Source organism: Nitrospirota bacterium (genome assembly GCA_030645475.1).
Lineage (GTDB): Bacteria > Nitrospirota > Nitrospiria > Nitrospirales > Nitrospiraceae > Palsa-1315.
The window spans coordinates 107,840-119,244 of sequence record JAUSMA010000060.1; the positions used below are offsets into that span (position 1 = coordinate 107,840).

Annotated in this window: 11 protein-coding genes; all 11 read left to right on the plus strand. The window is 56.7% G+C overall.

Annotation, left to right across the window (positions count from 1 at the left end):
- Positions 1 to 12: 12 nt before the first annotated feature.
- The 11 genes from cobU to Q7U76_10860 all read left to right on the plus strand — a co-directional run bounded on the left by cobU (position 13) and on the right by Q7U76_10860 (position 11,370).
- Positions 13 to 549, plus strand: coding sequence for a bifunctional adenosylcobinamide kinase/adenosylcobinamide-phosphate guanylyltransferase (gene cobU / locus Q7U76_10810; GenBank protein ID MDO8356868.1), 537 nt, complete (start codon positions 13 to 15; stop codon positions 547 to 549).
- A 14-nt stretch (positions 550 to 563) separates the two neighbouring features.
- Positions 564 to 1,640 carry a nicotinate-nucleotide--dimethylbenzimidazole phosphoribosyltransferase gene (cobT, locus tag Q7U76_10815; GenBank protein ID MDO8356869.1) on the plus strand — a complete coding sequence of 359 codons (1,077 nt, stop codon included), beginning with the start codon at positions 564 to 566 and terminating at the stop codon, positions 1,638 to 1,640.
- Positions 1,641 to 1,712: 72 nt separating this feature from the next.
- Positions 1,713 to 2,465 carry an adenosylcobinamide-GDP ribazoletransferase gene (gene cobS, locus Q7U76_10820; GenBank protein MDO8356870.1) on the plus strand — a complete coding sequence of 251 codons (753 nt, stop codon included), beginning with the start codon at positions 1,713 to 1,715 and terminating at the stop codon, positions 2,463 to 2,465.
- Complete coding sequence (gene cbiB / locus Q7U76_10825) at positions 2,462 to 3,424, plus strand: adenosylcobinamide-phosphate synthase CbiB (protein MDO8356871.1); 963 nt, start codon at positions 2,462 to 2,464, stop codon at positions 3,422 to 3,424. Before cobS ends, cbiB begins: the two co-directional genes overlap by 4 nt.
- Positions 3,421 to 4,518, plus strand: coding sequence for a threonine-phosphate decarboxylase CobD (cobD, locus tag Q7U76_10830; GenBank protein MDO8356872.1), 1,098 nt, complete (start codon positions 3,421 to 3,423; stop codon positions 4,516 to 4,518). The genes cbiB and cobD overlap by 4 nt, the downstream gene beginning before the upstream one ends.
- Entirely contained in the window at positions 4,515 to 5,267 is a 753-nt protein-coding gene (locus tag Q7U76_10835) for an adenosylcobinamide amidohydrolase (protein MDO8356873.1), read from the plus strand. The genes cobD and Q7U76_10835 overlap by 4 nt, the downstream gene beginning before the upstream one ends.
- Positions 5,264 to 6,799 (plus strand): cobyric acid synthase, encoded by a 1,536-nt coding sequence (locus Q7U76_10840; GenBank protein ID MDO8356874.1) that lies wholly within the window; start codon positions 5,264 to 5,266, stop codon positions 6,797 to 6,799. Before Q7U76_10835 ends, Q7U76_10840 begins: the two co-directional genes overlap by 4 nt.
- A 913-nt stretch (positions 6,800 to 7,712) precedes the next feature.
- Positions 7,713 to 8,450, plus strand: coding sequence for a DUF3365 domain-containing protein (locus Q7U76_10845; protein ID MDO8356875.1), 738 nt, complete (start codon positions 7,713 to 7,715; stop codon positions 8,448 to 8,450).
- Between the two features lie 73 nt (positions 8,451 to 8,523).
- Positions 8,524 to 8,886, plus strand: coding sequence for a response regulator (locus Q7U76_10850; protein ID MDO8356876.1), 363 nt, complete (start codon positions 8,524 to 8,526; stop codon positions 8,884 to 8,886).
- A 4-nt stretch (positions 8,887 to 8,890) separates the two neighbouring features.
- Positions 8,891 to 9,415 (plus strand): chemotaxis protein CheW, encoded by a 525-nt coding sequence (locus tag Q7U76_10855; GenBank protein ID MDO8356877.1) that lies wholly within the window; start codon positions 8,891 to 8,893, stop codon positions 9,413 to 9,415.
- A gap of 80 nt (positions 9,416 to 9,495) precedes the next feature.
- Complete coding sequence (locus tag Q7U76_10860) at positions 9,496 to 11,370, plus strand: methyl-accepting chemotaxis protein (GenBank protein ID MDO8356878.1); 1,875 nt, start codon at positions 9,496 to 9,498, stop codon at positions 11,368 to 11,370.
- Positions 11,371 to 11,405 lie beyond the last annotated feature (35 nt).

Here is an 11,405-nt window from a genome sequence, read left to right on the forward strand (position 1 = left end):
GAGGGGTGATCGGTGAGAGGAAAGCCACGGAGTAAGTCGCAGATCATTTTTGTCTTGGGCGGTGCGGCATCCGGCAAGAGTCAGGTGGCGCTCGACCTGGCAGGTCAGAGAGGGCCAAGGGCCTTTGTGGCGACAGGTCAGGCGTTGGATCGGGAGATGAAAGTCCGGATCGAGCGGCACCAGGCCACGCGCGCGTCCGATTGGGAGACGGCGGAAGTGCCGACTGATCTCGCACAGTGGTTTTTAGATAAAGGCGTTACGTATCAGTCAATTGTGCTTGATTGTCTCACGCTATGGTTGAGTAATATGAAGGGGCTGCGGCTGCGTGATGGAGACGTATTTGACGCGACGGCCAGCCTATTAGGTGCTATTCGAGCGACGAAGGCCCGCGTGGTGATCGTGAGTAATGAATTGGGGCTTGGGCTGGTGCCTGCAACAAAACCTGTTAGAGCGTTTCGTGATTTGGCAGGGAAGGTGAATCAGCAGGTGGCGGCAGAAGCCGATGAAGTCTATCTGACGGTCAGCGGTCTCCCGCTACGATTGAAGTAAGAGGAGTGTCGAGGATGTTGTTCCGAGAAACCATTGACCGAATTCAGCCGGCCGACCCTCGACTCTTGGCACAGGCGCAGGCGCGCCTCGATCGATTGACGAAGCCGATCGGCAGTCTGGGCCGGCTGGAAGAATTGGCTGCACGTTATGTCATGATCACGGGTGAGTTGAAGCCAAAGGTCCCAGCCGGAGCGGTCTTTACCTTTGCGGCCGATCATGGAGTGACGGTTGAAGGGGTGAGCGCCTATCCCTCCGCCGTGACGCCTCAGATGGTCTTGAACTTCTTGCGCGGTGGCGCTGGCGTGAATGTGCTGGCGCGTCATGCCGGCCTTGAGGTGCGGGTGGTCGATATCGGTGTCGATTTCGATTTTGAAGCGGTGCCAAGACTGATTCATAAGAAGGTCATGCCTGGCACAAAGAATCTCATGAAGGAGTCGGCGATGAGTCCCGCGCAGGCTGCGCAAGCGATTCAAGTCGGGATAGAACTGGCCACTGAGGCCTCTCAGCAGGGCATCGGCTTGATCGGGACCGGTGAGATGGGGATCGGCAACACGACGGCGAGCTCAGCGATTGTTGCTGTGATAACGGGCCGACCGGTTTCCGAGGTGACAGGACGGGGGACGGGTATTGACGATGCCAGCCATGCCCGCAAGATCGACGTGATTCAGCAGGCGCTCGCATTCCACCGGCTCGACTCGTCTGATGCGATCGCGGTCCTTGCGAAAGTAGGCGGATTAGAAATCGCGGGGCTGGCCGGTCTGATGCTCGGCGCCGCAGCGGCTCGTGTTCCTGTCGTGTTGGACGGCTTTATCGCAGGAGCAGCCGCGTTGATCGCTGTGGGTTTACAACCGCACTGCAAAGACTATCTCATCGCATCCCACCGGTCCGTAGAGCGCGGCCATCAGGCGATATTGGATCATCTTGGATTGAAGCCGCTGTTCGATCTCGACCTTCGTCTAGGGGAAGGGACCGGCGCCTGCCTGGGTATGAGTCTGGTTGTTGCCGCCATTAAGATCCTCACGGAGATGGCCACGTTCGACGAAGCGGGTGTGTCGGAGCGTACGGAAGGGGGTACGGGGATAAAGGGGTAAAGGGGGTAGGGGGAAGACCAGTGGTGGTCTTATTACCCCGGTAGCCCTTATCCCGTTACCCCCATCTTTCAAATGGTACGTCTATTCATCATCGCCTGGCAGTTCCTCACAGCCGTTCCGCTCAGCCGCTCAACGCACGATGCCAAGCCGGAGGAGTTGGCGGCCTCCATGAGTTGGTATCCCTTCGTGGGCTTGCTCCTTGGCGCGCTGTTAGTCACGGCAGATCTGTTCCTCTCGAAAGTCCTCTCTATCCAAATCATAAGTGTGGTCCTGATGCTTCTCCTGATCGGGATCACGCGTGGGCTCCACCAGGATGGTCTGGCCGATATGGTGGATGGCCTGGCTGGCGGCCGGACCGCTCAGGCTCGATTGGCGATTATGCGAGATGGGCGCGTCGGCGCAATCGGAGCCACGGGACTCTTTCTCGCCCTCGGTCTGCGATTTGCCGGGCTCAATGCCATGCCGGCTGGCGAGCATCTCGCATTGCTGCTTGGCATGCCGGTGGTCGGACGCTGGGCCATGGTCATGGGGGCCTTCCATGTGACCTATGCACGGTCGGAAGGAGGATTGGCCCAACCGTTTCTCACATATTTATCATGGCGTCATCTCTGTCTGGCAACCGCCACAGCAGGGGTCGTCTTGACGCTGTTGCTGGGACCCTGGGCGGCCTTGGGCTGTCTCCTGATCGGTACGGCGCTCGTGCGCCTGTCTACGGCCTGGTTCCATCGCATGTTTGGCGGCGTCACGGGGGACTTGCTCGGTGCGACGAACGAAGTCGCAGAGATTCTCTTTCTCGTGATCGTCCCTGTGGTGCTGTCCCGATGACCGGAGGCGAATTGGCGGTGGCCTGCATCGTAGACGCGGTGGTCGGAGACCCCCGCGGGTTTCCACACCCGGTGCGATGGCTGGGATCTGTCGTCGAGTGGTGCGACCGGCATGTTGATCGACTCGCCTTCTCTCCTCCCAAACAACGGATGGCAGGTGTGTTGCTGGCTGCTGCATTGCCAACCGGAGCCTATGCCGCTGGAGCGGTACTCATCTGGTTAGGGGGATCGATCGATCCTTTGGTGGGTACTGTTGTCACCGTCCTGTTGGCTTGGACCACGCTTGCGGCTCGCGATCTCATGGACCATGTTCTCTCTGTACAACGGGCACTCCAATCCCATTCTTTGCCGGAAGCTCGATCAGCCGTTGCCCAGATCGTCGGCCGCGATACGGAGGAGATGGCGGAAGCGGATATCGTTCGTGCGACGGTGGAAACGATTGCGGAAAGCACGGCTGATGGCATCGTCGCGCCCTTGTTCTATCTGGTTATCGGGGGAGCGCCTTTGGCGTTGGCCTATAAGGCGATCAATACCTTGGACTCGATGATTGGCCATTTGGACGACCGATACCGATGGTTCGGTTGGGCATCGGCTCGATTGGACGACGTCGCAAACTTTCTTCCGGCTCGCATTACCGCGCTCTTGCTGGTGTTGTCTGCGGGAATTTTGTCTCGATCATGGCCAGTAATGCAGAGGGCCTGGCAGGTTCTGTTGCGTGATGGAGGACAGCATCCAAGCCCGAACAGTGGACGTCCGGAAGCTGCGATGGCCGGGGCGCTTGGGGTGCAACTGGGCGGGGTCAACCGCTATGACGGTCTTTCTCTTGAACGGCCTTGCCTCGGCGACCCGGTTCAGCCTTTGACGCAAGCTCACATCGGTAGGGCGTTGGCCCTCATGCTCTGGACCAGTCTCTTGGGAACGGTGTTGAGCATCGGATCGCTTCTGATGGTAAAGGGATGACACAACCAATTCACGGCGGAAATGTCTACAAGGTCGCCCGGGAACAACGAATTCCTGTTGGCCGCATCCTGGATTTCAGCGCCAGCATCAATCCGTTGGGGCCTCCCGACACAGGGCTTCGCGCCATTCGCGCGGCGCTCAAGCAGATCGTCCATTATCCGGATCCAGATTGTTGGCAGCTCACGCAAGAACTGGCGCAACAATGCGCGGTCGATCCGGACATGATTCTCGTCGGCAATGGTTCAACCGAATTGATCCATCTGCTGCCCCGCGCACTCACAATCACGTCTGCGCTTGTTATGGGTCCTACGTTCGAGGAATATGCGCATGCGCTGACGGAGGGAGGGAGTTCGGTTCAGTATGTTCACGCCACACATGCAGAGCAATTTCGCCCTCCATTATTGAACGAAACGCTGCGGCAACTTTCTGGCAAACGGTCAGGATTCGACGCCGTCTTTCTGTGCAATCCCAATAATCCGACCGGTCAGGTGATGAACCGGCTTGCTGTGCGGGAGCTTGCTGAAGTCGTCGAACGGCAGCAGGGTTGGCTGATCGTGGATGAGGCCTTCATCGATTACTGTCCGGCTCAGTCTGTCATGCCGATGTTGCGAGAGTACCCGCACATGATGGTGCTACGCAGTCTGACGAAGTTTTATGCCATGCCGGGGCTGCGAATCGGCTACCTGGTTGGCGCGAGCAAGGTCGTGGAACGAGTGAAAGATCGTCAGCCTCCCTGGTCGGTCAATTCACTGGCTCAAGAGGTCTCACTTGCGGTGCTACGCGATCATGCCTATGCGACAAGAAGCCGCACATTTATGAAGGGCGAACGGGCGCGGCTCATGCGCGAGCTTCGTCACCTGCCCGGCCTCTGTCTTTACCCGTCTGCCGCGAATTTTATGTTGATCGAACTTCCCGTCTCAACGTCTGCCGCTGAGGTGACGGCACGTCTGGCTGCTGAGAGGATTCTGGTTCGAGACTGTTCGACGATGCCAGGCCTCACATCACAGATGATCAGAGTTGCGGTTAAAACTGAGAAAGACAATCGGCGATTGCTGGCAGCCCTTGGCTCCTGTTTGGAGAAACAAAAGCCATGAAGGCACTGAGAAAACGCGGGATGCAGACTGTCTTTCGGGTCAGTCGAAAGACGCTTATTGTCGATCTTGGGGGCCTGAGAACCGTTCTGTCCTCTGCTCCCAGAGCCGGTGGGGTCACACGAGCCAGATATATCTTGAATCATCAAGTCGCGGCTCATTCGATGGCGAAGAGTGATCGTGACAAGGGTCTGCGATGTGCTGATCCTGCGAGAACGCTGAGTCAGCTCGCCCTCTCGCTTGGTATTCGCGATCCATTCGTCGGTCTGATGACGGCTGTCTCACTCGCGGACTTGGTCACGGTGCGAGAGGCCCATGATGACATGTGGGTTGAAGGATTGGTCACGGTTGGCACGTCGAATGCCGTGCGAGCAGGGGAGCCGGTGGTCTTGGGACAACGTATGAACAGCCAGGCTCAAGCCGGGACGATCAACTTAATCCTTGTGACCAATGCTCGTCTGTCTACTTCCGCGATGGTCGGAATGGTACAAGTTGCGACTGAAGCTAAGACCGCTGTCTTGCTGCGTGCCAAGGTGAAGAGTTGGACCGGTCGATCCGGAGCCACGGGAACGGGGACGGACGCGGTCGTGGTAGTAAGCGGGAATGGCCCTCGTCAGCGATATAGCGGGACTCACACTGTGCTCGGGGAACTCGTCGGGCGGGTGATTGGGAGGGCGGTCACAGAAGGGCTGGCCCGCTATGTACGTTGGCATGCCCGGCGTACCCCGCGCAGCCCAGGGAAGAAACCATGACGGCTTCGAGGACGCCAAGCAAAGCCATTGCCATTCTTGGAACCGGCTCCGATGTGGGGAAGACCCTCATCGTCGCAGGGGTCTGCCGGCTCTTATCACGAAGAGGCGTGCGAGTCGCGCCGTTCAAAGCACAGAACATGGCGCTGAATTCGTTCGTCACGCTCGATGGGGGAGAGATCGGGCGAGCACAGGCACTGCAAGCTCAAGCCTGTGGGATCGAGCCGACCGTGGACATGAATCCGATTTTGCTCAAGCCCGAGTCGGATTCCCGATCTCAGGTAGTGGTGAGAGGCAAGGTCTACGAGGCGCTGGATGCCCTTGCCTACTTTGATCGGAAAGAGACCCTCTTCAAGATTGTTCGAGATTGCTATGCGCGGCTGGCTGACGAGTATGAGTGCATCGTCGTTGAAGGAGCGGGGAGTGCCGCGGAGATCAATCTTCGTGATCGGGACATGGTGAACTGGCCTGTGGTCGAGTTGGCCGATGCGTCGGTCCTCTTGGTGGCGGATATCGATCGTGGAGGAGTATTCGCGCAGATCATCGGGACACTCGATTTATTAGAGCCTCACGAACGTGCGCGCGTGTGCGGCGTGATTGTGAATAAATTCCGCGGCGATCGGCGGCTCTTTGAAGATGGCGTCCGTATGATTGAGGCCCGTACGGGCCTGCCGGTGTTGGGCGTTGTTCCCTATCTGCGCGATCTTCGATTGGATCAAGAGGATAGTCTCGATCTTGCTCGTTCCCAGTCGGTTCAGTTCAAACCTGATCTCATAAACGTGTCCGTGGTCCTGCTTCCCCGCATGAGCAACTTCACGGACTTCAATGCGTTGACCGCTGAGAAGGATGTGGCACTTCGGTTTGCCGCGTCGCCGGAAGATCTGCAAGGAGCTGACGTGGTGATGCTTCCTGGAAGCAAAAATACGCTTGCAGACCTCGACTATCTTGTTAAAGCAGGATTTTCGATTGCATTAGCCTCTCATGTGAACAGAGGGGGCGAGTTGGTTGGAATATGCGGTGGGTATCAGATGCTTGGACAGGAGATCTCCGATCCCAAGGGATTGGAGGGAGGAGGAACCGCACAGGGGTTTGCGTTTCTCGATGTCAAGACGGAGCTCGATGCGCCAAAGATCTGCAGGCAAGTCCATGCATCGTCGCGGCTTCATGGCGTGGAATCGCATTCGCCGGTCCGTGGTTATGAAATCCATATGGGGCGCACCAGCCGAGGAGCCGTCAATCCCTGCTTTCAGATCGAGGTTGGCGAAACCTGGGCTGGTCAGGCAGCGATTGATGAAGGCGCGGCCAGTGAGAATGGTCTGGTCTGGGGTACCAGCATTCATGGCTTGTTCGATCAACCTGAGTTTCGTCGGAGTTGGCTAAACCGCTCGCGAGGTCGAAAGGGACTCCCGCCTATTTCACCGCGTGAGTCTGAACTCGTGACGACACAACTTCATGCTGAGCTGGACCGCTGGGCAGACCACCTTCAAGAGCACCTGAATATGGACCTGGTCTATGCCGCGTTAGCCGTACCGTAGCGACGAGCGTTCCTTCTATTAACCTACCAGTATGGAGGTGGGTTGGCATCGGGATGGTTGTATTAGGAGGATCGCCCCGCGAGCAGCACATCCGCCTTGTTTTCTACCTGTGATTCCAGGATTCATTTTCTGACCGTCGACCTTCTTCCGCAATACGATGTACCCACCTATGAACGTGGGGCTAGCGGCCCCATCTTCCAGGTCTACTATCCTTGTTTGAACCTTTTCGTGTTTCTGCTTCTCATGATCTAGGCAAATCAGGACGGTAGGGATGTCCTCTATTCATTGATTCCCTTGCCGTTGGCCTCAAGGGCCAAGGCTCCGTCGGCGTGCCTGTCCTTCTGAGTTTGAACATTAAAGCATCCAGCTCATAGGGGACTATACGGAGGGTGAGGCATCAAGGTCTGAGACCTGCGCGTAGGGTCTGGTGATGGCATGTCGGAATTCAGAGAATGAAATGCCAAATCGATATTGTCTGCTACACTTTCCCCGATAGGCGAGAGGCATGAGCAGAATGATGCAGATTCTTAAACGATGGGGACGACACATCTCGATCGAAGCGATGGTGATGCCGAAGTCTGTGCTTGTGATGTGTGATGGTCATTTTTTGCCAGGACGACATCATTTTGTCACAAGGTGAACAGTTCGGTGCTGGCGTGACATGAAGGATGTCTGTGCAAGAGTGAATAGTAACCACTCGAAACAGCGTGATAATTCAAAGGCATCGTAGTGGTGACTGCATAAGTATTCAGTCGAGCACAACCTTTGCACTATCGCCGCGTGATGAAGAGTGTCAGTAGCGATGTTTCCTGAAGATTATGTGAGGGCAATGGTGGCGGCTCTGCACCAAGGGGGCAGGATGGCGAGTGATGAGATGGAATCGTATTCCGAGGCATCAAGGAGGAGGAAGGGCATGAAACAGACAAGTCTGAGTTGGAGAATGGCAGCCGGGGTGGCGGCGACCGTCCTGGCGCTCTATGCGAGTCCTGTGATGGCTGGGAATGAGGCGGAAGTGGCTGAGCACTTGATCGAGTTGGTCAAGATCGGCCGTGGTGTCTTGTCGGAACAGATGAAGAATATCAATGACCCGGCCAAGGCCGATAAGGGGTTTACTGGCGATTACATGTCCAGCCAGGTCGTGGAACGATTTAAGAAATCGACGAAACTCGATCTCCGGATTCCCAACGTCGTGCCGCAAGCGAACCTCTATCTCGCCCTAGTCCAAGCAGAGAAGGAAGTGGTGGACGAAGCCCAGCCGATCATCAACAAGCCAGGTATCTCCTTCAAAGGATTCATCCCTGCCGTGTTTGCCCGGAGAGTCGGAGAGCAGTTCTACAAGAAGTCTGGTGTCCGTATGAAGCTGACGGGGATCGACTATAGGAATGTCAATAATAAGCCGGATGACTTTGAGGCGGAAGTCTTGCGGATGTTCAACGATCCGCGTCACCCCAAGGGACAATCCTATGTCCGGAATACGATGGTCGACGGCAAGCCGGTGCTTCGTATGATGGATCCGGAATATGCCGGTCCGACCTGCCTGGGTTGTCATGGTTCACCGAAAGGCGATCGCGATGTGACCGGCATGAAGAAAGAGGGATGGAAAGAAGGGGAGCTGGCCGGGGCGATCAGCGTGGTGCTGCCGCTGAAGTAGCATATAGAGATTAGGCCTGACCGAGATATGGGATAGCACGCATTCACGTTACATCACCAAAGGAGCGCGCAAGATGAGCAAGATTGTCGTGGTCGATGATTCGTACGCCGAGCTGCAGTTGATCGAAGGATGCCTCAAGGCGGCCAATTACACCGTGGTGTCCTTTCCGAATACCGAGAAGCTCGAAGACAAAGTGGCCAGCGAAAAGCCTGATCTCATCGTGATGGACGTCGTGATGCCGGGCCGCAATGGGTTCCAAGCCTGCCGTGACTTGAAAGGCGATGAGCGTTGCAAGAATGTCCCGATCATTCTCTGCACCTCGAAAGGCAACGAGAGCGATAAGTTCTGGGGGCAACAGCAAGGGGCAAACGGCCACATTGTGAAGCCGTTCAAAAACGAAGAGCTGCTTGCGGCCATTAAGCGAGTGATGGGCTAAGGCAATGGCATCGATGCAGCATGTCATGACCGTGGATTCCAGCAGGCCAGCGTCTGGCGCTTCAAGCTCAGGAGCCGGCCCTGGTCATTCGTCTGGATCGGCGACCATTCGTGCCGCCATCATCTCCATGGGAGGGGAGCTCTTCACGATTGATCTGCGGAGTGTTCGTGAAGTGTTCGTCGTAGAATCTATCACGCCGGTTCCCGGAATGCCTTCAGGCCTGGTGGGAGTCACGAACCTGCGCGGAACGGTGATTCCGTTGCTCGACCTGCGGATGATGTTTTCGCTCAACGCAGAGACCACGTTGCAATATGCCGTCGTCGTGAAACATGGGAATTGGCAAGTGGGTGTGTTGGTAGATACGGTGCCAGAAATCCGCACCCTCTCAAAAGACCAATTCATGCCGGCTCCAACCGGCACGGGGGAGGCCGAGTTTCCATTTGTGTCGACGGTGGTCAAACTCGAGGACCGGTTACGGGGAGTGTTAGAAACCGCGGCGGTGCTCTCGCACTTCGAGACCGCAGGGTAAGGATGCGGAAACGTCACTATGACAGGCAGTTCACGACATGAATGCATCGATCGCTAGCTAGCTAGAAGGAGGAGGTTCCCATGGCGAGGCCTACTGTACTGCAACGGTTTGAGGACTTAAAAACACAGACGAAGCTGTTGACGGCTTTTGGCATCGTCAGCGTCATCATCGTGATTATGAGCTCGTTGGGTGTGTGGACCAATAAGCGCATCAGCCAACAGACTGATGCGATCTACGTCGACTACACTGTCCCTCTCATCGACTTCAATACGATGTTGTTCAACGTCAATAAGTACCATGAGACGCTTCAGGACCTTGCCCGAGCGCCTCGCGCCGCTGACTTCAAAGTTGACGTGGCGAAGATCGGGCCATACAAACAGGAAGTTGATCGGCTAATCGCCGCATATGAGGCGACGATCTTGCGTGTCTCAAGCACCGGGCGCGATGAAGCAAAAGATCTTGTGCTGTTAAAGGGGGCCCTAGCGACATTTTTTTCACAGTCTGAAGCTGGAGTTGCTGCCATTGCTGAAAGTTTTGAATCGAAGGCATTGTCACCTGGACAGGCTCAACAGATGCGGGAATTGGGACAACTTGCCTTGACGGTGAGTATTGCACCGGCCTTTGATGAAGTGAGTATTCGCCACTCAGAACAGATTAAGACGATGCAAGAAATTGCCAAGGATCTTAGTAATGAGGCAAAGTCGCTCGCTGCAAATGCAACCCTCGCGTTGGTGATCGGCGGAGTGCTCGCGGTGTTGTTGGGATTGTCGATTGGTTACTGGGTGGCGCATAAATTGGCGTTGGGTATTGGACAGGTTGCGCACGTCGCACAGTTGGCGGCAAGCGGCAACTACCAAGCTCGCGCCAAGATCACGTCGAAGGACGAACTCGGACAGATGGCCGCTTCGTTCAATGCCATGTTGGACCGCATTACGGCCCTGGTGACGTCGGAGTCCGAGCGCGACGATATGCAAAAACGTTTGATGAGCTTTCTGGTCTTGGTCTCGGATGTCGGTAAAGGAGATTTGACAAAACGCGGTGAGGTGACGGCAGACATGTTCGGCAACCTTGCGGACGGGTTCAACCTCATGGTGACCCGGTTCGGACAGTTGCTGAAACAGGTTCGAGAGGCTGCCGAACGCGTCAACAAATCAGCCGGGACTCTTCGTGAAAGCGCCGGACAGATGGCTGGAACCGCGAAGCATCAGGCGGACGAATCCACCAAGACGTTGGGTGCGGTCGAACAATTGGCGACATCCATGCGTCAGGTTGCAGAAACCGCCGGCGCTTCTTCGGAGTCGGCGAAGCAAGTGTTGCAAGCGACAGAACGCGGACGAGTGGCCGTGGAAGAAACGGTGCAGGACATGCACAGCATTCGTTCAGCCGTGCAACGTATGTCGAAGCAGGTCAAGGCGCTGGGCGACCGGTCCTTGGAAATTTCGCAGATCGTGTCGACGATTCGAGATATTGCCAATCAGACGAACTTGCTCGCGTTGAACGCAGCCATCGAGGCGGCCGGCGCCGGCGAGGCCGGTGCCCGATTCGCCGTCGTCGCCGATCAGGTCAGAAAACTGGCCGAAAGCTCGACGCAAGCGACGCGCGAAATCGCCGATCTTGTGAAGGTGATTCAGACTGAAACGCAAGACGCGGTGGTCGCGATGGAACAGGAAACGCAGGCGGTGGAAGCCGGATCGGCCTCCGCACTGCGCACCGGTGAAGTGTTCAACGAAATTTCAGGAATCGCTCAACGTTCGTCGGAGTTGGCGCAGACCATCGCCAGCGCGGCGGTCACCCAGACCGCGTCGACGGATCAGGTGGGTCGCTCGATTAAGGACTTCTCCGGCGGTGCCGCGGCGACGCAAAAAGTGACGGACTCTGCGCGCGTGACCGTTGAAGATATGGCGAAGCTCGCCGAAGGGCTGACGTCTTCCGTCGCCCAGTTTAAATTGGTCTAGGTCTGCTTCCCGGAGCATCCAGAGGATGCTCCGGG

What these genes read in the sequence shown, in the direction of transcription:
- Q7U76_10845 (MDO8356875.1), top strand. Translation starts at nt 7,713, where the DNA reads ATGAAACAGACAAGTCTGAGTTGGAGAATGGCAGCCGGGGTGGCGGCG.
- Q7U76_10860 (MDO8356878.1), top strand. Translation starts at nt 9,496, where the DNA reads ATGGCGAGGCCTACTGTACTGCAACGGTTTGAGGACTTAAAAACACAG.
- Q7U76_10855 (MDO8356877.1), top strand. Translation starts at nt 8,891, where the DNA reads ATGGCATCGATGCAGCATGTCATGACCGTGGATTCCAGCAGGCCAGCG.
- cobT (MDO8356869.1), top strand. Translation starts at nt 564, where the DNA reads ATGTTGTTCCGAGAAACCATTGACCGAATTCAGCCGGCCGACCCTCGA.
- cobD (MDO8356872.1), top strand. Translation starts at nt 3,421, where the DNA reads ATGACACAACCAATTCACGGCGGAAATGTCTACAAGGTCGCCCGGGAA.
- cobS (MDO8356870.1), top strand. Translation starts at nt 1,713, where the DNA reads ATGGTACGTCTATTCATCATCGCCTGGCAGTTCCTCACAGCCGTTCCG.
- Q7U76_10835 (MDO8356873.1), top strand. Translation starts at nt 4,515, where the DNA reads ATGAAGGCACTGAGAAAACGCGGGATGCAGACTGTCTTTCGGGTCAGT.
- cbiB (MDO8356871.1), top strand. Translation starts at nt 2,462, where the DNA reads ATGACCGGAGGCGAATTGGCGGTGGCCTGCATCGTAGACGCGGTGGTC.
- Q7U76_10840 (MDO8356874.1), top strand. Translation starts at nt 5,264, where the DNA reads ATGACGGCTTCGAGGACGCCAAGCAAAGCCATTGCCATTCTTGGAACC.
- Q7U76_10850 (MDO8356876.1), top strand. Translation starts at nt 8,524, where the DNA reads ATGAGCAAGATTGTCGTGGTCGATGATTCGTACGCCGAGCTGCAGTTG.